Annotated in this window: 17 protein-coding genes and 1 tRNA gene; 7 read left to right on the top strand and 11 right to left on the bottom strand. The window is 72.4% G+C overall.

Translation table 11 applies throughout. The features are described 5' to 3' along the window. Position 1 precedes the first annotated feature (1 nt). Positions 2–1,723 carry a ShlB/FhaC/HecB family hemolysin secretion/activation protein gene (locus EIM47_RS07790; RefSeq protein ID WP_019398716.1) on the top strand — a complete coding sequence of 574 codons (1,722 nt, stop codon included), beginning with the start codon at positions 2–4 and terminating at the stop codon, positions 1,721–1,723. Beyond that, the gene (locus tag EIM47_RS07785; RefSeq protein WP_125076597.1) at positions 1,720–2,613 is read left to right on the top strand and encodes a filamentous hemagglutinin N-terminal domain-containing protein; all 894 of its coding nucleotides are present in this window, start codon (positions 1,720–1,722) and stop codon (positions 2,611–2,613) included. The genes EIM47_RS07790 and EIM47_RS07785 overlap by 4 nt, the downstream gene beginning before the upstream one ends. Positions 2,614–2,626: 13 nt before the next feature. On the opposite strand, the gene radA is transcribed toward EIM47_RS07785, so the two are convergent. Then, positions 2,627–4,024, bottom strand: a complete 1,398-nt coding sequence (gene radA, locus EIM47_RS07780; protein ID WP_205948699.1) for a DNA repair protein RadA — start codon at positions 4,022–4,024, stop codon at positions 2,627–2,629. Positions 4,025–4,221: 197 nt separating this feature from the next. On the opposite strand from radA, the gene EIM47_RS07775 reads away from it, so the two are divergent. Continuing rightward, positions 4,222–4,297: transfer RNA gene (locus EIM47_RS07775), tRNA-Thr, on the top strand. A gap of 207 nt (positions 4,298–4,504) precedes the next feature. On the opposite strand, the gene EIM47_RS07770 is transcribed toward EIM47_RS07775, so the two are convergent. Then, a complete protein-coding gene (locus tag EIM47_RS07770) occupies positions 4,505–5,083 on the bottom strand; it encodes a DUF488 domain-containing protein (protein WP_026010538.1) in 579 nt (192 codons plus the stop codon). A gap of 117 nt (positions 5,084–5,200) precedes the next feature. Here EIM47_RS07770 and EIM47_RS07765 point away from each other — a divergent pair, with 117 nt between their 5' ends. Then, entirely contained in the window at positions 5,201–7,492 is a 2,292-nt protein-coding gene (locus tag EIM47_RS07765) for a DUF3772 domain-containing protein (protein ID WP_125076596.1), read from the top strand. 15 nt (positions 7,493–7,507) lie between these two features. Here EIM47_RS07765 and ispH read toward each other — a convergent pair whose 3' ends face one another. The 5 genes from ispH to murJ all read right to left on the bottom strand — a co-directional run bounded on the left by ispH (position 7,508) and on the right by murJ (position 14,535). Next, complete coding sequence (gene ispH, locus EIM47_RS07760; RefSeq protein WP_019398711.1) at positions 7,508–8,458, bottom strand: 4-hydroxy-3-methylbut-2-enyl diphosphate reductase; 951 nt, start codon at positions 8,456–8,458, stop codon at positions 7,508–7,510. 55 nt (positions 8,459–8,513) lie between these two features. Then, positions 8,514–9,020 carry a signal peptidase II gene (gene lspA / locus EIM47_RS07755; RefSeq protein ID WP_125076628.1) on the bottom strand — a complete coding sequence of 169 codons (507 nt, stop codon included), beginning with the start codon at positions 9,018–9,020 and terminating at the stop codon, positions 8,514–8,516. Further along, positions 9,017–11,863 carry an isoleucine--tRNA ligase gene (gene ileS, locus EIM47_RS07750; RefSeq protein WP_125076595.1) on the bottom strand — a complete coding sequence of 949 codons (2,847 nt, stop codon included), beginning with the start codon at positions 11,861–11,863 and terminating at the stop codon, positions 9,017–9,019. The genes lspA and ileS overlap by 4 nt, the downstream gene beginning before the upstream one ends. Next, positions 11,860–12,810, bottom strand: a complete 951-nt coding sequence (locus tag EIM47_RS07745) for a bifunctional riboflavin kinase/FAD synthetase (RefSeq protein ID WP_125076594.1) — start codon at positions 12,808–12,810, stop codon at positions 11,860–11,862. Before EIM47_RS07745 ends, ileS begins: the two co-directional genes overlap by 4 nt. A 108-nt stretch (positions 12,811–12,918) precedes the next feature. Continuing rightward, positions 12,919–14,535 (bottom strand): murein biosynthesis integral membrane protein MurJ, encoded by a 1,617-nt coding sequence (murJ, locus tag EIM47_RS07740; protein ID WP_125076593.1) that lies wholly within the window; start codon positions 14,533–14,535, stop codon positions 12,919–12,921. Positions 14,536–14,666: 131 nt separating this feature from the next. On the opposite strand from murJ, the gene rpsT reads away from it, so the two are divergent. After that, a complete protein-coding gene (gene rpsT, locus EIM47_RS07735; RefSeq protein WP_019398868.1) occupies positions 14,667–14,939 on the top strand; it encodes a 30S ribosomal protein S20 in 273 nt (90 codons plus the stop codon). A 106-nt stretch (positions 14,940–15,045) separates the two neighbouring features. Here the strand turns inward: rpsT and cgtA are convergent, their stop codons facing one another. The 3 genes from cgtA to rplU form a co-directional block, all read right to left on the bottom strand. Then, on the bottom strand, positions 15,046–16,110 hold the full coding sequence (gene cgtA / locus EIM47_RS07730) for an Obg family GTPase CgtA (RefSeq protein ID WP_028915388.1): 1,065 nt from the start codon (positions 16,108–16,110) through the stop codon (positions 15,046–15,048). 155 nt (positions 16,111–16,265) lie between these two features. Then, a complete protein-coding gene (rpmA, locus tag EIM47_RS07725) occupies positions 16,266–16,526 on the bottom strand; it encodes a 50S ribosomal protein L27 (protein ID WP_019398870.1) in 261 nt (86 codons plus the stop codon). 19 nt (positions 16,527–16,545) lie between these two features. Beyond that, positions 16,546–16,854, bottom strand: a complete 309-nt coding sequence (gene rplU, locus EIM47_RS07720) for a 50S ribosomal protein L21 (protein WP_019398871.1) — start codon at positions 16,852–16,854, stop codon at positions 16,546–16,548. A 217-nt stretch (positions 16,855–17,071) separates the two neighbouring features. On the opposite strand from rplU, the gene uvrA reads away from it, so the two are divergent. After that, entirely contained in the window at positions 17,072–20,011 is a 2,940-nt protein-coding gene (uvrA, locus tag EIM47_RS07715; protein ID WP_125076592.1) for an excinuclease ABC subunit UvrA, read from the top strand. After that, positions 20,008–20,430 carry a thioesterase family protein gene (locus EIM47_RS07710; protein ID WP_019398873.1) on the top strand — a complete coding sequence of 141 codons (423 nt, stop codon included), beginning with the start codon at positions 20,008–20,010 and terminating at the stop codon, positions 20,428–20,430. The genes uvrA and EIM47_RS07710 overlap by 4 nt, the downstream gene beginning before the upstream one ends. A gap of 78 nt (positions 20,431–20,508) precedes the next feature. Here EIM47_RS07710 and EIM47_RS07705 read toward each other — a convergent pair whose 3' ends face one another. After that, on the bottom strand, positions 20,509–21,402 hold the full coding sequence (locus EIM47_RS07705) for a universal stress protein (RefSeq protein WP_125076591.1): 894 nt from the start codon (positions 21,400–21,402) through the stop codon (positions 20,509–20,511). Positions 21,403–21,423 lie beyond the last annotated feature (21 nt).

Here is a 21,423-nt window from a genome sequence, read left to right as displayed (position 1 = left end):
CATGCGCTCGACCGCACGGCGCCCACACCGGCCCACCCGTAGCCGGCCCGCTCCCCGCGGGGCGGCGGTCCTGGCCGCGGCCCTCGCCGCGCTGCTGCCCCCGGCATCGGCGCTGGCCACGCCGCCGGATGCCGGCCAGGTGCAGCGCCAGGCCGAGCGCGCGCTTGGCATGGCGCCGGTGGCGCCGCCCGCGCCCGCGACGCGCGAACAGCCCGCGGCCGACGAAGCCGGGCCGCGGTTCGAGGTCCGCCGCTTCCGCCTGGAAGGCGCCACCCTGCTGCCGGAGGCGACCCTGCAGGAAGCGCTGGCGCCCTGGCGCGACCGCCCGCTGCGCTTCTCCGACCTGCAGGCGGCCCTGCGCCGGATCGTGGCGCTCTACCGCGCCCACGGCTGGTTCGCCCGCGCCGAACTGCCGGAACAGGACATCACCGACGGCACGGTCGTCGTGCAGGTGCTGGAAGGCCGCCTTGGCCGGATCGGCGTGCTGGACGCAGGCAGCCGCGCGCGCGGCGACTTCGTGGCCGCCATGGCCGGCCGCGGCCTGCGTGCCGGCGAGCCCTATCCCATGTGGCGGCTGGAGCGCGGCCTGTTGCTGGCCAACGACCTGCCGGGCGTGTACGTCGACGGTGTGCTGCAACCCGGCCAGGAACCGGGCACCAGCGACCTGGTGCTGCAGGTCGAGGACGGCCCGCTGTTCGGCGGCAGCCTCGCGGTCGGCAACGACGGCAGCCGCTACACCGGGCGCGCGCAGGCGATCGGCCGGCTGACCGTGGACAACCCCAGTGGCTACGGCGACCAGCTCGGCGCCACCGTGATGCGCGGCGAGGAGCTGGAGTACGCCGGCGCCAGCTACACCCTGCCGCTGGGCGCCAGCGGCCTGCGCGGCAGCCTCGGCTATACCGACCTGCATTACCGCCTGGGCAAGGAGTTCGAGGAGCTGGAGGCGCGCGGCGCCTCGCGCCTGTACCGCGCCGGCGTGAGCTATCCCCTGCTGCGCAGCGAGGCGGCCAACCTCGAGATGGAGCTGGCCTGGGCCCGGCGCCTGCAGGAAGACGCCAGCCTCGGCGAGGAGCTGCGCCGGCGCCGCCTGCACGACCTGACCCTGAGCCTGTTCGGCGATGCCGTGCACGCCGGCAGCGGCCATACCGCCTGGATCCTGGACCTGGCCCATGGCCGCGTGCGCCTGGGCCTTCCGGTCGAGCTGGAGTTCGACAGCGCCGGCGTGCACGGCGATTTCTCCCTCGCCCGGCTGGAGCTGCGCCACGACCGCTGGCTTGGCCGGGACTGGTACCTGCGCGCGCGCGTCAACGGCCAGTGGGCCGACGGCAACCTCGATTCCTCGCAGCAGTTCGTGCTCGGCGGCCCCTCGGGCGTGCGCGGCTATCCGGTCAACGAGGCGCCCGGCGACAGCGGCGCGCTGGCCCAGCTGGAACTGCACCGTGTGTTCCCGGCGCCGGGCAGCAGCGAGGTCGACGCCTTCCTGTTCGCCGACGGCGGCCGCATCCGCGCGCGCCAGGATCCCTGGGACCCGGCGCTGGTCAACCGCTACGGCCTGGCCGCGGCCGGGCTGGGCCTGCGCTGGTACCGCCGCGGCACCACCCTGGGCCTGGCGCTCGCCGCACCGCTGGGCGACAACCCGGGCGGCCTGGACGGCGCCAACCAGGATGGCACCCGCCGCGGGCCGCAGCTATGGTTCAACCTGCGCCAGCGCTTTTCGCCATGACCCACCGCTCCGGCCCTAGCGAGTACACCGCCATGCGCCCGACCCGCATCCATGTCCTGTGCCTGGCCACGGCCGCCACCCTGGCGCTTGCGGCCGGCGCCGGCGCGCAAGAGCGCGATGCCCTGCCGCAGGACGGGCGCGTGGTCGCCGGCAAGGCCGACCTGGCCCGCCACGAGCGCAGCCTCACCATCACCCAGCACAGCCAGCGCGCGATCCTGGAATGGCGCAGCTTCGACATCGGCGCCGATGCCGCCGTGCACTTCGTCCAGCCCGATGCCTCGGCGGTGGTGCTCAACCGGGTGCTGGGCGGGCAGCCTTCGCGCATCGCCGGCCGGCTTTCCGGCAACGGCCACGTCTACCTGGTCAACGCCGCCGGCGTGCTGTTCGCGCCCGGCGCGCAGGTGGACGTGGGCCGGCTGGTGAGCACCGGCCTGGACATCGCCGACAGCGAATTCATGGCCAGCGACGGCCGCTTCGACCAGGCCGCTCCGGAAGGCCTGCTGCCGATGGCGCCGGGCGCAGGCAATCCGCCGCTGCCCCTGCGGGTCGCCGATCCGCAAGCGGAAGATGCCGAACCGCCGGCCGGCGCAGGCGCCGCGCCCGGCCGCGGCCTGCTGACCCTGGATGCGGGTGCCGGCGGGCACCTGCGCATCGGCCTGCAGCCGGAGCAGGTGCAGGCGCTGGTCGACGAGGGCGGCCTGCAGGAGGATGGCGGGGACCTGGTGCTGTCGGATGCCGGCAGCGCCGCCCTGGTTTCCAGCGCGGTGGCCACGGGAACCACGCCGCAGGCGCGCGGCGTGGCCGTGCGCGACGGTCGGGTGCTGCTGGTGGCCGTTCCCGCCGGCGCCGCCCCGGCGGCGCCGCAGGCCTCCGCACCCGGCCGGCCCTGAGGCGCCGCCGCGCTCAGGCGTGTTCCAGCGCGTCGGCCAGGCGCTCGACCGCGATCACTTCCAGGTCCTTGTACTTCGCGCCGCCACGCGGGGCGTTGGCCCTGGGCACGATCGCGCGCCGGAAGCCATGCGTGGCCGCCTCGCGCAGGCGCTCCTCGCCATTGGGCACCGGGCGGATCTCGCCGGACAGGCCGACCTCGCCGAAGGCGATGGTCTTGTCCGGCAGCGGCTGGTCGCGCAGCGAGGACAGCACCGCCAGCAGCACCGGCAGGTCGGCCGCGGTCTCCTGCACGCGGATGCCGCCGACCACGTTGACGAACACGTCCTGGTCGCCGACCGCCACGCCGCCATGCCGGTGCAGCACCGCCAGCAGCATGGCCAGGCGGTTCTGCTCCAGGCCCACCGCGACCCGGCGCGGGTTGGACAGCGGCGAGGCATCCACCAGCGCCTGCACCTCCACCAGCAGCGGACGGGTGCCCTCGCGGGTCACCATCACGCAGCTGCCGGGCTGGCGCGCGCTGCCGGAGAGGAAGATCGCCGAAGGGTTGGGCACTTCCTTCAGGCCCTTCTCGCCCATCGCGAACACGCCCAGCTCGTTGACCGCGCCGAAGCGGTTCTTGAACGCGCGCAGCACGCGGAAGCGGCTGCCGCTCTCGCCCTCGAAGTACAGCACCGCGTCGACCATGTGCTCGAGCACGCGCGGGCCGGCGATGCCGCCCTCCTTGGTGACGTGGCCGACCAGGAACACCGCGGTGCCGGTCTCCTTGGCGTAGCGCACCAGGCGCGCGGCGCTCTCGCGCACCTGGCTGACCGAGCCCGGCGCGGCGGTCAGGGTCTCGGTCCACAGGGTCTGCACCGAGTCGGCCACGATCAGCCGCGGCTTGGCCTCCGCCGCGTGCTGCAGGATCGACTCGACCCCGGTCTCGGCCAGCGCCTGCAGGTTGTCCAGCGGCAGGTCCAGGCGCACCGCGCGCCCGGCCACCTGGGCCAGCGATTCCTCGCCGGTGACGTACAGCGCCGGCAGCTGCGCGGCCATCTTCGCCACCGCCTGCAGCAGCAGGGTGGACTTGCCGATGCCCGGGTCGCCGCCGACCAGCACCACCGCGCCCTCGACCAGGCCGCCGCCCAGGACCCGGTCCAGCTCGCCGATGCCGGTGGACACGCGCACCTCGGCGGCCTGGGTGACGTCCTTCAGCGCGGTGACCTTCGGCGGGTCGACCTTGCCGGCCCAGCCGCTGCGACGCGCCGCCGGCGTCGCCGTGCCCGCGGCGGAGGCCGGCTCCAGCACCACCTGCGAGAGCGAGTTCCAGGCACTGCACTCGCCGCACTGCCCTTGCCACTTGCTGTACTCGGCGCCGCATTCGCCGCACACGTAGGCGGTGCGCGCCTTGCCCGGTTTCGCCATGGCCATCGATGCCTTTCGTCCAACGAGGGCGGCAGCATACCCGCCGCGGTTCGCGCCGGCTGAGACGCACGCGCCCGGCCGGGCAGGCCAAGGCAGGCGGCCCGCCGCCGCGCGCACCGCCGATGCCCCGTCCCCGGCCCCGCTGGCCTGCGCGGCGCCTGTCCGGTTAGAATCGCGCCCCCGGCCGCTGCGGCGCCCGGCCTGCCGGAATAGCTCAGTTGGTAGAGCGGCGCATTCGTAATGCGTAGGTCGTAGGTTCGAATCCTATTTCCGGCACCAATCCCGAACGCCCGGCCCCGTGCCGGGCGTTCGTCCTTCCGGCCGCCCTAGCCTTCCACCTCCGCTCCCGGCGGCGTCATCGCCAGCGGCCCGGATCCAGCCATCAAGCGACGGCACTCCAGGCCCGGGCAGCCGCTGATTGCAGCCGGCGCGCCAACAGAGGGCACCTGGAGGCTCCTCCTCTTCCCGCCCGGACCGGCCAGCCGGTCATCCTTCCGGGAACAGCCCGCCCTGCAGCGCCGGATAGACGAGGCCATCGCCGGCCGGGCGCGCGTCGGGGTTGCCGGGGTGCGGCTGCGCCGGGCCGGCGTCGAGGATGTGCAGGACCTGCCAGCCGCGGTGCTGCAGCAGGTCGGAGAGCAGGCGGCGGTGGCAGCGCCACCACACCGCCTCGGCGCACATCAGCGCGGTGCGTTGCGTGGCTGCCAGTTCCAGTGCCGCGGCCAGGCCCTCGCCGAATTCGGTGCTGGCCATGTGGTCGGCGTAGCCGCGGAAGCCGGCATTGCGCCAGGCGGCGTTGGGCGAATCCGGCCGCGGCGCGCGGCGCCCGCCCAGCTGCGGCAGCCAGCGGTAGCCGATCCCGGCCTGCGGCAGCGCGCGGGCCAGGGCGTCGCTGGCGAACCATGGGTAGCGCCGCGAGCCCGGGTAGCGGCGCACGTCGGCGATCGCGCCGATGCCGTGCGCGCGCAGCAGCTCCAGGAACGCCTCCCACTCCAGGGTGGAATGGCCGACGGTCCAGATGGTCGGCGCCGCCGGGTCCTGCCTGTCGTGCTGCCGTTGCGCCATGTCGTCCGCCGCCAGGGATCCGGCCGCCAGCATGGTCCCCGCCCGGTGAAAGCACGGTCGCCCGTGCGCCGCGCGCCCGGTGCTAACGTAACCGCCCCATCCGCGACCCGACCGTCCATGCACCGGACCACCTTCCTGCTGCGCCCGCTCCTGCTGCTCTGCCTCGTCCTCGGCGCGCCGGCCCTGGCCGACGAGCCCGACGTGGACGCGGGCCGGCGCCAGCTGGAGACGATCGCCACCCGCCTGGAGCGCTACGAGCACGATGCCGAGCTCGCCAAGGCGCGCGAGGCGGTGCTGGAGATCCAAGCCGCGGCGCAGGCGCTGATCGACGGCCGCACCCCGGAGCTGCAGAGCCTGGACGCGCGCCTGGCCGAACTGGGCGAGGTGCCGGAAGGCCAGGACGAACCCGGCGACGTGGCCCGCGAGCGCCGCGCCCTGCAGGACCAGCGTGCGGCGGTGGATGCGGAACTGCGCCAGGCACGGCTGGCGGTCGTGGAAGGCACGCAGCTGCTGGAGCGCATCGCCACGCTGCGCCAGCAGCGCTTCTTCGGGATGCTCTCGGAGCGGACCACGCCGCCGTGGCGGCCGGCGTTCTGGCGCCAGCTCGCCGCCAGCGCCCCGCGCGACCTGGGCCGGGTGCGCAAGCTGTGGCACGCCGTCGTCGAGGCCAGCCGCGAACACTGGAAGGCGGCCGGCCTGCAGCCGCTGGTGAGCCTGGGCCTGGCCGTGCTGCTGGCGGCCGGAGCCTGGTGGCTGGGCCGCCGGATCCCGGAGCTGGCCACCCGGCACGTGCCGCCGGGCCGCCTGCGGCGCTCGGCCCCGCCGACGCTGCGGGTGCTGCTGGCACTGGTCGCAGCGCTGTGCGTGGCGCAGCTGGTACGCGGCGCGCTGCTGCCGAATGCGCCGCCGGCCGCGGTGGCGGCGCTGGCCGGGCATGCGCTGGCGCTGGCGGTGTTCGTGGCGGTGGCCACCGCCCTGGGCAGCGCGCTGCTGTCGGTGGACCGGCCCTCGTGGCGCCTGCCGGCGATCTCCGACGCCGGCGCCAGGGCGCTGCGCGTGTTCCCGCTGCCGGCGGCGCTGGTGATCGCCCTGGCCAGCCTGGGCCAGGAGGTGGTCCGGCTGGCCGCGACCAGCCTGGACCTGGCGGTGGCCATCACCGGCCTGTCGGCGGCGCTGTGCGTGGCGCTGGTGCTGGTGGTGCTGCTGCGGATCCAGCGCCTGCAGCCGCTGGCCGACGCGGGCGACGCGCCGCCGGTCCACTTCCGGCCGTGGATGAACGTGGCCGTCAGCCTGGGCTGGATCGGCAACGCGGTCGCGTTCCTGGGCCTGGTGGCCGGCTACGTGGCGCTGTCGGCCTTCGTCGGCATGCAGGTGATCTGGGCGGTGATGGTGGCCGCCACGGCCTGGCTGGCGATGCGCTTCGTCGACGACCTGGTGTGCACGGTCCTGGCCTCGCGCGGCGCCGCCGGCAGGCGCATCAACACCCGCTTCGGGATCGAGCCGCGCCTGGTGGACCGCGCCGCGGTGCTGCTGTCGGTGGCCTTGCGCGCGGTGGTCGCGCTGGCGGCGCTGATCGCGCTGGCCATGCCCTGGGGCGCCGGCGGCACCGACCTGGTCGACCGCAGCATGCAGCTGCTGCGCGGCATCACCATTGGCGAGCTGGTCCTGAGCCCGCGCAACATCGTCCGCGCCCTGCTGGTGTTCGCCGGCGCCAGCCTGCTGCTGCACCTGTTCCGGCGCTGGCTGGAACGCCGCCTGCTGCCGACCACGCGCATGGACGAGGGCATGCGTGCCTCGGTCGCGACCCTGGTCGGCTACGCCGGCATGGTGCTGGCGATCGCGATGGCGCTGGCGGCGATCGGGGTTGGCCTGGAGCGGATCGCGTGGATCGCCAGCGCGCTGTCGGTGGGCATCGGCTTCGGCCTGCAGGCGATCGTGCAGAACTTCATCTCCGGCCTGATCCTGCTGGCCGAGCGCCCGGTCAAGGTCGGCGACTGGGTGGTGGTGGGCGACGCCGAGGGCGACATCCGCCGGATCAACGTGCGCGCCACCGAGATCCAGACCGGCGACCGCACCACGGTGCTGGTGCCCAACTCCGAGCTGATCACCAAGGCGGTGCGCAACCGCACCTACGCCAACGCCGAGGGCCTGGTGAAGATCCAGCTGCCGATGCCGCTGTCGACCGACCCGGACCGGGTGCGCGACCTGCTGCTGGAAGTGTTCCGCGAACACCCGGCGATCCTGGAAACGCCCGCGCCCTCGGTGGCGATCGACAACATCACCAACGACCGCATCGTGTTCAGCGCCAGCGGCTACGTGCCCTCGCCGCGCCAGGCCTCGGCCACGCGCAGCGCGCTGCTGTTCGAGATCCTGCGCCGGCTGCGCGCGCAGGAGATGCCGCCGGGCTGAGCCGGCGCGCCGCGCTCAGTCGACCAGGCGCAGGCGCAGTTCCTTCGGCAGGGCGAAGACCATGTTCTCCGGCTCGCCCTCCAGCTCGGTGACGCCGCCGGCGCCCAGCTCGCGCAGGCGCTCGATCACCCCGTCCACCAGCACCTGCGGCGCGGAGGCGCCGGCGGTCAGGCCGACCCGCTGCTTGCCGGCGATCCAGGCCGGATCGATCTCGTGGGCGCCGTCGATCAGGTACGACTCCACGCCCTCGCGCCGGGCCAGCTCGGCCAGGCGGTTGGAGTTGGAGCTGTTGGGCGAGCCGACCACCAGCACCAGGTCGCAGCGGCGCGCCAGTTCGCGCACCGCATCCTGGCGGTTCTGGGTGGCGTAGCAGATGTCGTCGTTCTTCGGCCCCTGGATCGCCGGGAAGCGGCGCTGCAGGGCCTCGATGATGCCCCGGGTATCGTCCACCGAGAGCGTGGTCTGGGTGGTGTAGAACAGGTTCTCCGGCTGGCGCACCTCCAGCCTGGCCACGTCCTCCACGCCTTCCACCAGGTAGATGCTGCCGCCGCCGCACTGGGCGTCCCACTGGCCCATCGTGCCCTCGACCTCCGGGTGGCCGGCGTGGCCGATCAGGACCACGTCGCGCCCGGCGCGGCAGTGGCGCGCCACCTCCAGGTGCACCTTGGTCACCAGCGGGCAGGTGGCGTCGAACACCTTCAGCCCGCGGCGCGCGGCCTCGTTGCGCACGTCCTTGGACACGCCGTGGGCGCTGAAGATCACGGTGTTGCCGTCGGGGACCTCGTCCAGCTCCTCGACGAAAATCGCGCCGCGGGCGCGCAGGTCGTCGACCACGAAGCGGTTGTGCACCACCTCGTGGCGCACGTAGATCGGCGCGCCGAGGGTCTCGATCGCGCGCTTGACGATCTCGATCGCGCGGTCGACGCCGGCGCAGAAGCCGCGGGGGTTGGCGAGGATGACGTCCATGGGCGGGATTATCCGATATCCGGGCCGCGGCGGCCGGCCGCGGCGCCGGCGGGGTTCAGGAAGCCGGCTTGCGGCGGGCGCCGGCCAGGCCGAACAGGGCGATGCCGATCGCGCCGCCGACCACCGCGCAGTCGGCGATGTTGAACGCCGGCCAGTAATAGTCGCGCCAGTGCCACTGGATGAAATCGACCACGTGGCCGTGGACCAGGCGGTCGATCACGTTGCCCAGGGCGCCGCCGATCACCAGCGCGTACGGCAGGGCCTGGCGCCAGTCGCCGCGCGGGGTGCGCCACAGCCACCAGCCCATCAGCCCGCTGATGGCGAAGGCCAACACGCTGAAGAACACGATCTGCCAGCCGCCAGCGTTGGCCAGGAAGCTGAACGCCGCGCCGGTGTTGTAGGTGCGGTACCAGTTCCAGAAGCCCTCGATCACCGGCACGGCGGTGAACTCGGGCAGGCTGGACAGCACCCAGGCCTTGCTCCACTGGTCCAGCACGATCACCGCCGCCGACAGCAGCAGCCACGGCAGCGCGTTCGGGCGCGGGGCGGGACGCGGGCTCAGAACCACCTCCGCGCTTCGCCCGGGCCCTCGATGTTGGACACGCAGCGGCCGCAGGCCTCCGGGTGCCCCGGATGCGTGCCGACGTCGGCGCGGTAGTGCCAGCAGCGCACGCACTTGGGCTTGCTGGTGGGCTGGGCGGTGACGAAGATGCCGTCGGTCTGCGCCGGCACCACGGTCACGTCGCCGCTGATGAACAGGAAGCGCAGTTCCTCGGCCAGCGGCTGCAGGTGGGCCGCGGTCTCGGCGCCGGCGGTCACGGTGATCTCGGCCTCCAGCGCGGCGCCGATCTGGCCGTTGGCGCGCATCGGCTCCAGCACCTTGGCCACCTGCTCGCGCAGCGCCAGCAGGCGCTCGAAGTCGGCCGCGCCCAGCTCCGCGTCCTCCGGCATGGGCGCCAGGCCCTCGTACCAGGTGGCGAACAGCACGTTCTCCTCGCGCTGGCCGTCGCCGGTGTCCTTGGGCAGGTAGCCCCACAGCTCGTCGGCGGTGAAGCTGAGGATCGGCGCGATCCAGCGCACGAAGGCCTCGGCGATGCGGTACATCGCGCTCTGCGCGCTGCGGCGGCCGCGCGAGTCCTCGCCCATCGTGTACAGGCGGTCCTTGGTCACGTCCAGGTACAGCGAGCCCAGGTCCACCGAGCAGAAGTTCAGCAGCGCCTGCACGATGCCGGCGAAGTCGTAGCGCTCGTAGGCGGCCTTGATCTTCTCCTGCACCTCCCAGGCGCGGTGCACGATCCAGCGGTCCAGCGCGACCATGTCGTCCAGCGGGCGCAGGTGCCGCGCCGGCTCGAAGCCATGCAGGTTGGCCAGCAGGAAGCGCGCGGTGTTGCGGATGCGGCGGTAGGCGTCGGCGTTGCGCTTGAGGATCTCCTGCGACAGCGACATCTCGTTGGAGTAGTCGGCCGAGGCGATCCACAGGCGCAGGATGTCCGCGCCCAGGGTCTTCATGATGTCCTGCGGCTCGATGCCGTTGCCCAGCGACTTGGACATCTTGCGGCCGTGCTCGTCCACGGTGAAGCCGTGGGTCAGGCACTGCCGGTACGGCGCGGCCTTGTCGATCGCCACGCCGGTCAGCAGCGAGGACTGGAACCAGCCGCGGTGCTGGTCCGAGCCTTCCAGGTACAGGTCGGCCGGCTTGCCCAGGCCGCGCTCCAGCAGGACCGCCTCGTGGGTCACGCCGGAGTCGAACCAGACGTCGAGGATGTCGGTGATCTTCTCGTACTGGCCGGCCTCGTCGCCCAGCAGCTCGACCGGGTCCAGCGAATACCACACGTCGATGCCGCCCTGCTCCACCCGGTCGGCCACCTGGCGCATCAGCTCGCTGCTGCGCGGGTGCGGCTCGCCGGTCTCGCGGTGCACGAACAGCGCGATCGGCACGCCCCAGGTGCGCTGGCGCGAGATGGTCCAGTCCGGGCGGCCCTCGACCATGGCGGAGATGCGGGCCTTGCCCCACTCCGGGTACCACTTGACCGTGTCGATCGCGGCCAGGGCATCGGCACGCAGGTTGGACTGGTCCATCGAGATGAACCACTGCGGCGTGGCGCGGAACGCGATCGGGGTCTTGTGGCGCCAGCAGTGCGGATAGCTGTGCTCGAGCCTGCTCGCGGCCAGCAGCACGCCGGCCTCGCGCAGCACCTCGACGATGACGTCGTTGGCCTTCCAGATGTGCTGGCCGGCCAGCTCCACGCCGCGCGCGGCCGGGGTCGACGGCAGGTACACGCCGCGGCCGTCGACCGGATTGAGCTGGGCCGCCGTGTACTTCTCGATCAGGCCGTAGGCCTTGCCGACCACGTAGTCGTCCTGGCCGTGCCCGGGCGCGGTGTGGACCGCGCCGGTACCGTCCTCGGCCGACACGTGGCTGCCGAGGATCACCGGGATGTCGCGCTCGGCGTAGAACGGATGCGCCAGCAGCTGGTGCTCCAGCGCGGAACCGGCGGCGCGACCATGCACGGTCACGCCGGCCACGCCGTAGCGCTGCAGCGCGCGCTCGGCCAGCGCGTCGGCCAGCACCAGCCAGCGGCGGCGGCCATCCTGTGCCGGGCCTTCGACCAGGGCGTACTCCAGGTCCGGACCCAGCGACACCGCCAGCGAGGCCGGCAGGGTCCACGGGGTGGTGGTCCAGATCGGCACCGCGACCTCGACGCCTTCCGGCAGCTCGACGCCGAAGGCGCGCGCCACCGCCTGCGGGTCGCGCGCCAGGTAGGCCACGTCGATCGCCGGGGAGACCTTGTCCTGGTACTCGATCTCGGCCTCGGCCAGGGCCGAGCCGCAGTCGAAGCACCAGTGCACCGGCTTCACGCCGCGGGTCAGGTGGCCGTTGTCGACGATCCTGGCCAGGGCCCGGATCTCGTTGGCTTCGAAGCGGAAGTCCAGGCTGCGGTACGGGTTGTCCCAGTCGCCGATCACGCCCAGGCGCTTGAAGTCCTTGCGCTGGATCTCGATCTGCGACTGCGCGTATTCGCGGCACTTCTGCCGGAACTCGGTCGCGTCGAGCTTGACCCCGACCTTGCCGTACTTCTTCTCGATCGCGATCTCGATCGGCAGGCCGTGGCAGTCCCAGCCCGGCACGTACGGCGCGTCGAAGCCGGCCAGGTGGCGCGACTTGACGATGATGTCCTTGAGGATCTTGTTGACCGCATGCCCGAGGTGGATCGCGCCGTTGGCATACGGCGGGCCGTCGTGCAGGACGAACAGCGGGCGGCCCTTGGCATGGGCGCGCAGCTTCTCGTAGAGGCGCTCGGACTCCCAGCGCGCGAGGATCTCGGGCTCGCGCCGCGGCAGGTCGCCGCGCATGGGGAAGTCGGTGGCGGGCAGGTGTAGGGTGGCTTTGTAGTCCTGGCTCACGCCGTGGCTCGCAGTCGTTCGGATTCGGAAAGGATGGCGCGCGCCTGCTCGGCATCGCGCTGCATCTGCGCGGTCAGGGCCGGCAGGTCGGGGAATTTCTCCTCGTCGCGCAACTTGGCGACGAACTCGACCTCGATGTGGCACCCGTAGAGGTCGCCGGCGAAGTCGAACAGGTGGGCTTCCAGCAGCGGCTCCACGCCCTCGACCGTGGGCCGGGTACCGAAGCTGGACACCGACGGCCACGGCTGCGCGGCCACGCCGTGCACCCAGGTCGCGTAGATGCCGGACAGCGCCGGCGCCTTGGGGAACCGCAGGTTCGCGGTCGGGAAACCGAGGGTGCGGCCGAGCTGGCGGCCGCGCACCACGCGCCCGCCGATCGCGTAGGGCCGGCCCAGCAAGGAATGCACGCGGGCGAAGTCGCCGGCGACCAGGGCCTCGCGGATGCGGGTGCTGGAGACGCGCTCGCCCTGGGCCTGCACCGGCTCGATCTCGCCGGCGTGGAAGCCCAGTTCCGCGCCCATGGCCTGCAGCAGGGCCAGGTCGCCGCCGCGGCAGTGGCCGAAGCGGAAGTCGGGGCCGATCCACACCTCGCGCGCGCCCAGCCGGCCGGCCAGCACGCGGCGCACGAAGTCCTCGGCCGGCATCGCCGCCAGCGCGGCGTTGAAGCGCAACAGGCCCAGGTGGTCCAGGCCCTGGTCCAGCAGCAGGCGGATGCGGTCGCGCGGCAGGGTCAGGCGCGGCGGCGGGCTGCCGCGGCCGAAGAACTCGCGCGGCAGCGGTTCGAAGCTCAGCGCGACCGCCGCCACGTCCAGCGCGCGTGCGCGCGCCACGGCATGCCGCACCAGCGCCCGATGGCCGAGGTGGAGGCCGTCGAAGGCGCCGATGCAGACCACGCTGCCGCGCGGGCACAGCGACCCGCCATCGACGTCACGGAACAGCCTGCTCATCTGCTTGGGTATGACCTGGGACGCCCCGCGGCGCCAGCCGGCGCCGGCCCGGGGCCGAGCCTGCAAGTATAGCGGCCGGCGCGGGACAAAGGCCCGCGCCGGCCCGCCTCAGCCGCGCAACTCGCGCGGGCGCAGGCCCAGGGCCAGCAGCAGCGCGCCATAGGCCGCCGCGCCGGCGCCGACCATCACCGCCAGCCGCCACGCGCGCTCCCACCAGGCCCAGGCCGACCAGTCCGGCCACAGCCAGCCCAGTCCCAGCACCACCACGGCCAGGGCCAGCGCACCGGCGCCGACCTGCAGCAGCAGGCGGCCCCAGCCGGGCTGGCGCCGGTAGACCCCGGCGCGGCGCAGCATCCAGGCCAGCTGCAGGGCATTGGTCCAGCCGGCCACCGCCACCGCCAGCGCCAGCAGCGCATGGGCGCCGCGCACCGTGCCCAGGGCCGCCACCGCGCTGCCGCCGGCGGCGGCCAGCGCCTGGCGGCCGGTGTCGGTGGCGTACAGCAGGAGGGCGAAGAACAGCAGGGTGCTGGCGACGTTGACCAGCACCGCGAACACCGCCGCGCGCACCGGCGAGCGGGTGTCCTGGCGCGAGTAGAACGCCGGGGCCAGCACCTTCACCAGCAGGAAGGCCGGCACCGCCAGCGATTGCGCGACCAGGCTCAGCGCGCTCATGCGCGCGTCTTCCGCGCCGAACTCGCCGTACTGGAACAGGGTGGCCACCAGCGGCCGGGCGCACAGCACCAGGCCCAGGGTGGCCGGCACGCCGATCAGCACGCACAGGCGGAAGCCCCAGTCCAGGCCGCGCGAGAACCCGTCCGGGTCGGCGCTGGCGTGGCGCGAGGACAGGTGCGGCAGGATCACGGTGCCGATCGCCACCCCGAACATGCCCAGCGGGAACTCCAGCAGGCGGTCGCTGTAGTACAGCCAGGTCATGCTGCCGCCGACCAGCAGCGAGGCCAGCTGGGTATTGATCAGCAGGTTGAACTGGACCACGGAGGAGCCGAACAGGGTCGGCACCATCAGCGTCATCACCCGGCGCACGCCGGCATGGGCCAGGTCCAGGCGCGGCCGCGGCAGCAGCCCCAGCTGCGCCAGCGCCGGCAGGTGGAAGGCCAGCTGCAGGATGCCGGCCACCAGCACGCCCCAGGCCAGCACCTTCACCGAACCACCCAGCCAGTGCCCGCCGACCACCGCGGCGGCGATCAGCGCCAGGTTCAGCAGCACCGGCGACAGGGCCGGCACGCCGAAGCGCTGCCAGGTGTTGAGGATGCCGCCGGCCAGCGAGGCCAGGGAGATGAACAGCGCGTACGGGAAGGTGATGCGCAGCATCTCCACGAACAGCGCATAGGTTTCCGGCTCCTCGAGGAAGCCAGGCACCAGCAGCCGCCCCACCCACGGCGCGAACAGCAGCACCACCGCGGTCAGCACCAGCAGCGCCGCCAGCAACGAACCGGCAACCCGGTCGATCAGCGCGCGCACCGCGTCCGGGCCGTGTTTTTCCTTGTATTCGGCCAGCACCGGCACGAAGGCCATCGAGAACGAGCCCTCGGCCGAGAGCCGGCGCATAAAATTGGGGATGCGGAACGCGGCGATGAACGCGTCCATTGCCGGGCTGGCGCCGAACACGATGGCGTAGACCTGGTCGCGCACCAGGCCCGACACCCGGGAAACGAAGGTCAGCGAGCTGAACAGCGATGCGGAACGCAACAGGCGGGAGCCGCTCATCGACCGGCCTCCGGGCCGTCTACGGCGGGCCGACCACAACGGTTGACCCAAGCCCTTGAATAAACCATAATTTCGCGTTCGCTGTACTCCACCATACCGTTTTCGTACCCGTTTTTCAGGAATCCACCGCCGTGGCCAACATCAAGTCCGCCAAGAAGCGCGCCAAGCAGACGGTCGTGCGCAACGCGCGCAACACCGCCCAGCGCTCGCAGCTCCGCACCGCCGTCAAGAAGGTCCTCAAGGCCCTGGACGCCAACGACGCCGCCGGCGCCGAGGCCGCCTTCGCCATCGCCCAGCCGCTGCTGGACCGCTTCAGCGCCCGCGGCCTGATCCACAAGAACAAGGCCGCCCGTCACAAGAGCCGCCTGACCGCGCGCATCAAGGCCATCAAGGCCGCCGCCTGATCCCCGGCGGAGGGCGGGCCGCGCAGCGCGCGCCGGCCCTTCCGCGCCAGCCAGGCATACGAAAAACCCGGCTTCGGCCGGGTTTTTCGTTGCGCGGAATCCAGACTCAGGCCGATGCATCTTCATCGGCCTCGGCTTCAGCGTGGCGCTGCCGGTCCAGGAAACCCATCACCTGCTGCATGATCGGCCAGGTGCCCTCGCGGCCCAGGGCCGAGACCAGGAACCAGGGCTGGGTCCAGCCCAGCTCGGCGACGATGGCCTGCGCACGCTCGCGGGCCTCGTCCTCGAACATCAGGTCGGCCTTGTTCAGCACCAGCCAGCGCGGCTTGGCCAGCAGCCCGGGATCGTGCCGCTCCAGTTCGCGCTCGATCGCGCGCACCTGCTCCACCGGTGACATGACCTCCACGCCCTCGTAGCCGTCCATCGGCGCGATGTCGACCAGGTGCAGCAGCAGGCGGGTGCGCTGCAGGTGGCGCAGGAACTGCGCGCCGAGGCCGGCGCCGTCGGCGGCGCCCTCGATCAGGCCCGGGATGTCGGCGATCACGAAGCTGCGGTGCGGCTCGACGCTGACCACGCCCAGGTTCGGATAGAGGGTGGTGAACGGATAATCCGCCACCTTCGGGGTGGCGGCGGAGACCGCGCGCACGAAGGTGCTCTTGCCGGCATTGGGGAAGCCCAGCAGGCCGACGTCGGCCAGCAGCTTCAGCTCCAGCTTCAGCGTGCGCTGCTCGCCCGGCTCGCCCGGGGTCGCCTGGCGCGGGGCGCGGTTGGTCGAGCTCTTGAAGTGCATGTTGCCCAGGCCGCCCTTGCCGCCGCGGGCCACCAGCAGGCGCTGGCCGTGCGCGGTCAGGTCGCCGATGACCTCGTCGGTCTCGACGTTGGTCACCACGGTGCCGACCGGGACGGTGATGAACAGGTCCTCGCCGCCCTTGCCGTACATCTGCCGGCCCATGCCGTTCTGCCCGCGCTGGGCGCGGAAGCGGCGCTCGTGGCGGAAGTCGACCAGGGTGTTGAGGTTCTCGTCGGCGACCAGCCAGACGCTGCCGCCATCGCCGCCGTCGCCGCCGTCCGGACCGCCCAGCGGGATGAACTTCTCGCGGCGGAAGCCGACGCATCCGTTGCCGCCATTGCCGGCGATCACCTCGATTTCAGCTTCGTCGACCAGTTTCATGGGGCAGCAGGACTCGGGAGGGGGAATGCGACGGGGCACAGTCTAGCCGGCCCGGCCCGGCGCGGACGGCGCGGGCCGCGGGCGCCCCAGAAACGGAAAGCCCCGCCTAAGCGGGGCCTGCCGTGCGGTCCGGCCGCGCCAGGCGCGGCCAGCAATCAGGCTTCAGCGACGACGCTGACGGTGCGGCGCTTGGCCGGACCCTTGGTCGTGAACTGGACCTTGCCGTCGACCAGCGCGAACAGCGTGTGGTCGCGGCCCAGGCCGACGCCGGCGCCCGGGTGGAACTGGGTGCCGCGCTGGCGGACGATGATGTTGCCGGCTTCGACGGCCTGGCCGCCGAACACCTTCACGCCCAGGTACTTCGGATTGGAATCGCGGCCGTTGCGCGAGGAGCCTACGCCCTTTTTGTGTGCCATGACGGGATCTCCCTACTGATTAGCCGGCGATGCCGGTGATTTCGATTTCGGTGTAGTGCTGGCGGTGGCCCTGCCGCTTCATGTGGTGCTTGCGGCGGCGGAACTTGATGATCTTGACCTTGTCGGCGCGGCCGTGGCCGACGACCTTCGCGGTCACGCTCGCGCCCTTGAGGGCGTCACCGACCTTGATCCCGTCGCTGTCGCCCAGCAGCAGGATGTTGTCGAACTTGATCTCGGAGCCAGCCTCGGCCTCGAGCTTCTCGACGCGGAGCTTCTCGCCCTGCGCCACGCGGTACTGCTTACCGCCGGTTACCAGAACTGCGTACATGACCAGGCATTCCTCTGTTGTTATTGTGGTCAACCCTGCCCGCGGATGGGCGGACAGAAGCGGAATTGTAGGGGTCCGGCCAGGCCCGGGTCAAGCCACCCCCATGGACCTGAACGGCGGCCCCGGCCCGCCGCCGGGCGGGTTGCGGGCGCGGCCCGTTGCCCCCAAATCGGGCGTTCCCTTACGCTGGCGCATTGCCTCCGCAGAGCCCCCACTGATGGATGCCATCAAGATCCGCGGCGCGCGGACCCACAACCTCAAGAACATCGACGTCGACCTGCCGCGCGACAAGCTGATCGTGATCACCGGCCTGTCCGGGTCCGGCAAGTCGTCGCTGGCGTTCGACACCATCTACGCCGAGGGCCAGCGGCGCTACGTGGAGTCGCTCTCGGCCTACGCCCGGCAGTTCCTCAGCGTGATGGAGAAGCCGGACGTCGACCACATCGAGGGCCTGTCCCCGGCCATCTCGATCGAGCAGAAGTCGACCTCGCACAACCCGCGCTCGACCGTCGGCACCATCACCGAGATCTACGACTACCTGCGCCTGCTGTACGCGCGGGTGGGCATCCCGCGCTGCCCGGACCACGGCTACCCGCTGGAGGCCCAGACCGTGGGCCAGATGGTCGACCAGGTGCTAGCCCTGGACCCGGAGCAGCGCTGGATGCTGCTGGCCCCGGTGGTGCGCGAGCGCAAGGGCGAGCACGTGCAGGTATTCGAGCAGCTGCGCGCCCAGGGCTTCGTCCGGGTGCGGGTCGACGGCACCCTGCACGAGATCGACGCGGTGCCGGCCCTGGCCCTGCGCCAGAAGCACACCATCGAGGCGGTGATCGACCGCTTCCGCCCGCGCGAGGACATCAAGCAGCGCCTGGCCGAGTCGTTCGAGACCGCGCTCAAGCTGGGCGACGGCATGGCCATGGTCATGTCGCTGGACAACCCGGACGCGCCGCCGCAGCTGTTCTCGTCCAAGTACTCCTGCCCGGTGTGCGACTACTCGCTGCCGGACCTGGAGCCGCGCCTGTTCTCATTCAACGCGCCGATGGGCGCCTGCCCATCCTGCGACGGCCTGGGCATGGCCGAGTTCTTCGACCCGGCACGGGTGGTCGCGCACCCGGAGCTGTCGCTGGCCGCCGGCGCGGTGCGCGGCTGGGACCGCCGCAACGCCTACTACTTCCAGCTGATCAACTCGCTGGCCAGGCACTACCGCTTCGACCCGGACACCCCGTGGAACCAGCTGCCCGAGCACGTGCAGCAGGCGATCCTGTACGGCAGCGGCGACGAGGTGATCACCTTCACCTACCTCACCGAGGCCGGCGGCCGCACCCAGCGCAAGCACCGCTTCGAGGGCATCATCAACAACCTCGAGCGCCGCTACCGCGAGACCGAGTCGGCGGCGGTGCAGGAGGAGCTGGGCAAGTACATCTCCGAGCGCGCCTGTCCCGAGTGCGGCGGCGCCCGGCTCAACCGGGCCGCGCGCAACGTGTTCGTCGCCGACCGCGCCCTGCCCGAGCTGGTGGTGATGCCGATCGACGAGGCCCTGGCCTTCTTCCGCGACCTGAAGCTGCCGGGCTGGCGCGGCGAGATCGCGGCCAAGATCGTCAAGGAGATCAACGAGCGGCTGGGCTTCCTGGTCGACGTCGGCCTGGACTACCTGACCCTGGAGCGCAAGGCAGACACCCTGTCCGGCGGCGAGGCCCAGCGCATCCGCCTGGCCAGCCAGATCGGCGCCGGCCTGGTGGGCGTGATGTACGTGCTCGACGAGCCCTCCATCGGCCTGCACCAGCGCGACAACGAGCGCCTGCTGGGCACCCTCACCCGCCTGCGCGACCTGGGCAACACGGTGATCGTGGTCGAGCACGACGAGGATGCGATCCGCGCCGCCGACCACGTGCTGGACATCGGCCCCGGCGCCGGCGTGCACGGCGGCGAGGTGGTCGGCCAGGGCACCCTGGAGGACCTGGTGCGCTCGCCGCGCTCGCTGACCGGCCAGTACCTGTCCGGAAAGCGCAGGATCGAGGTGCCGGCCAGGCGCCACAAGCCGAACCCGAAGATGACCCTGCGCCTGTACGGCGCCAGCGGCAACAACCTCAAGGACGTCGACCTGGAGATCCCGGCCGGGCTGTTCACCTGCGTCACCGGCGTGTCCGGCTCGGGCAAGTCGACCCTGATCAACGACACCCTGTTCGCGCTGGCGGCCAACGAGATCAACGGCGCCTCGCACCCGGTGGCGCCGTACCGCGAGGTCGAGGGCCTTGACCTGTTCGACAAGATCGTCGACATCGACCAGTCCCCGATCGGCCGCACCCCGCGCTCCAACCCGGCCACCTACACCGGCCTGTTCACCCCGCTGCGCGAGCTGTTCGCGCAGGTGCCGGAGGCGCGCGCGCGCGGCTACTCGCCGGGCCGCTTCAGCTTCAACGTGCGCGGCGGCCGCTGCGAGGCCTGCCAGGGCGACGGCCTGATCAAGGTCGAGATGCACTTCCTGCCGGACGTGTACGTGCCCTGCGACGTGTGCGGCGGCAAGCGCTACAACCGCGAGACCCTGGACATCCTGTACAAGGGCCACAGCATCCACGACGTGCTGGAGATGACGGTCGAGGACGCGCTGCGGCTGTTCGAGAACGTCCCGCCCATCGCCCGCAAGCTGGAGACCCTGGTCGACGTGGGCCTGAGCTACGTCAAGCTCGGCCAGAGCGCGACCACCCTGTCCGGCGGCGAGGCGCAGCGCGTGAAGCTGTCCAAGGAGCTGTCGCGGCGCGATACCGGCCGCACCCTGTACATCCTCGACGAGCCGACCACCGGCCTGCACTTCCACGACATCGAGCACCTGCTAGGCGTGCTGCACCGGCTGCGCGACGAGGGCAACACCATAGTGGTGATCGAGCACAACCTGGATGTGATCAAGACCGCCGACTGGATCGTGGACCTCGGTCCGGAGGGCGGCCACCGCGGCGGCCAGATCATCGCCACCGGCACGCCGGAGGAGATCGCCGCCAACCCGGTCTCGCACACCGGCCGCTTCCTGGCCAAGCTGCTGCCGGAAACGAAGACGCCGCGCGGCAGCAAGCCCGCCGCCGTGGCGAAGGATCCGGTGCTGCCGCCGCGCAAGAGCGCGGCGAAGAAGGCCCCGGCAAGGAAAACCAAGAGCAGGACCGCATGACCGCAACCTCCCCCACCCCGCAGCCGCGCCTGCTGGCGCGCGTGCCGATCAGCGTGCGCTGGCGCGACATGGACGCCATGGGCCACGTCAACAACGCCAAGTACGTGTCCTACCTGGAAGAAGCGCGCGTGCGCTGGATGCAGGGCGTGCCGGGCGTGTCCATGAGCGACCGCATCGCCCCGGTCGTGGCCGCCACCAACGTCAACTACCGCGCGCCGATCGTGTGGCCCAACGACATCGTCGTGGAGCTGTTCGTCGAGCGCCTGGGCAACAGCAGCGTCACCATCGGCCACCGCATCCTCGACCAGAAGGACGAGCGCATCCTGTACTCGGACGGCAACGTGGTGGTGGTCTGGATGGACACCCAGACCGGCCGCAGCGCGCCGCTGCCGGACGCGATCCGCGCCGCCGCGGCCTGACCGCCTGTCCGGCGCCGGCCGGGCGCCGGCTCCGCCTTCGTTTTCTGGGAACGCCGCGCCTGCCGGGCGCGGCGGGCCTCAGCGCGCGCCCGGGTCGCGCACCACCAGCATGTCCACCGGCGAGGTCTCGAGCAGGCGCTGGGCCACGCTGCCCAGCAGCACGTCGGCCATCGCGCTGCGCCCGCGCGAGGCGACCACCGCCAGGTCGACCGGGAACTGCGCGGCGTACAGCCGCAGCAGCAGGGACGGGTCGCCGCGCTCGGCCACCAGGCTGACCGCGCTGGCGCCGCCGGGCGGCTCGCACGCGGCGATGAAGGCCCGGCCCTCGGCTTCGGCGCGGCTGCGCGCGGCGGCCCGCAGTTGGTCGCGGGCGGCGTCGGCCAGCCCGGCCAGCGGCGCCTCGTAGCCGTGCAGCACGCTGACCGCGGCATCCGGGAACAGCGCCGCCGCGGTGCGGAACGCATGCGCCGAGGCCGCCGACCAGTCGCTGGCCACGGCCATGCGCCGGTACGGCCCGTGCGTGCGCCGGCGCACCACCAGCACCGGCAAGGGCGAGCGCCGCGCCAGCTGGTCCACGGTCGAACCCAGCACCAGCCGGCCCAGCGGCTCCAGCCGGGCGACGCCGGTGACCACCAGGCCGCAGCCTTCCTCGCGCGCCACTTCCAGCAGGCGCTCGGCGACCCGGCCGCCCTGCTCGACCCGCAAGGTAACGTCGACGCCGCGCGCGGCCGCGTCGTCGCGCAGCTGCTTCTCCGCCGCGTGCACCGGGTCGCTGCCGCGGTACCAGTCCGGCGGATCGCGGACCAGCATGGCGTGGGCCTCGACCGCGTTGGCGTCGACCACGTTGGCCACCACCAGGCGCGCGTCCCAGGCCCGGGCCAGCTGCAGCGCGCGGTCCAGCGCGCGGTCGCTGCGCGCGTCCAGGTCGCTGGCCAGCAGGATCGAACGCGGCCGGCCGATTGCTTCGTTCATGGCTCCTCCCCTTGCGGCCGT

Origin of the sequence: Pseudoxanthomonas sp. SGT-18, from assembly GCF_003931645.1 — a bacterium.
Taxonomy (GTDB): Bacteria; Pseudomonadota; Gammaproteobacteria; order Xanthomonadales; family Xanthomonadaceae; genus Pseudoxanthomonas.
Note: the sequence above shows the minus strand (reverse complement) of the source record. Positions and strands in the feature narration are given on the sequence as shown.

What these genes read in the sequence shown, in the direction of transcription:
- murJ (WP_125076593.1), bottom strand. Translation starts at nt 14,535, where the DNA reads ATGAGCGGCTCCCGCCTGTTGCGTTCCGCATCGCTGTTCAGCTCGCTG.
- EIM47_RS07790 (WP_019398716.1), top strand. Translation starts at nt 2, where the DNA reads ATGCGCTCGACCGCACGGCGCCCACACCGGCCCACCCGTAGCCGGCCC.
- ispH (WP_019398711.1), bottom strand. Translation starts at nt 8,458, where the DNA reads ATGGACGTCATCCTCGCCAACCCCCGCGGCTTCTGCGCCGGCGTCGAC.
- cgtA (WP_028915388.1), bottom strand. Translation starts at nt 16,110, where the DNA reads ATGAAACTGGTCGACGAAGCTGAAATCGAGGTGATCGCCGGCAATGGC.
- rpmA (WP_019398870.1), bottom strand. Translation starts at nt 16,526, where the DNA reads ATGGCACACAAAAAGGGCGTAGGCTCCTCGCGCAACGGCCGCGATTCC.
- rplU (WP_019398871.1), bottom strand. Translation starts at nt 16,854, where the DNA reads ATGTACGCAGTTCTGGTAACCGGCGGTAAGCAGTACCGCGTGGCGCAG.
- EIM47_RS07765 (WP_125076596.1), top strand. Translation starts at nt 5,201, where the DNA reads ATGCACCGGACCACCTTCCTGCTGCGCCCGCTCCTGCTGCTCTGCCTC.
- EIM47_RS07785 (WP_125076597.1), top strand. Translation starts at nt 1,720, where the DNA reads ATGACCCACCGCTCCGGCCCTAGCGAGTACACCGCCATGCGCCCGACC.
- EIM47_RS07770 (WP_026010538.1), bottom strand. Translation starts at nt 5,083, where the DNA reads ATGGCGCAACGGCAGCACGACAGGCAGGACCCGGCGGCGCCGACCATC.
- uvrA (WP_125076592.1), top strand. Translation starts at nt 17,072, where the DNA reads ATGGATGCCATCAAGATCCGCGGCGCGCGGACCCACAACCTCAAGAAC.
- EIM47_RS07745 (WP_125076594.1), bottom strand. Translation starts at nt 12,810, where the DNA reads ATGAGCAGGCTGTTCCGTGACGTCGATGGCGGGTCGCTGTGCCCGCGC.
- EIM47_RS07705 (WP_125076591.1), bottom strand. Translation starts at nt 21,402, where the DNA reads ATGAACGAAGCAATCGGCCGGCCGCGTTCGATCCTGCTGGCCAGCGAC.
- EIM47_RS07710 (WP_019398873.1), top strand. Translation starts at nt 20,008, where the DNA reads ATGACCGCAACCTCCCCCACCCCGCAGCCGCGCCTGCTGGCGCGCGTG.
- radA (WP_205948699.1), bottom strand. Translation starts at nt 4,024, where the DNA reads ATGGCCATGGCGAAACCGGGCAAGGCGCGCACCGCCTACGTGTGCGGC.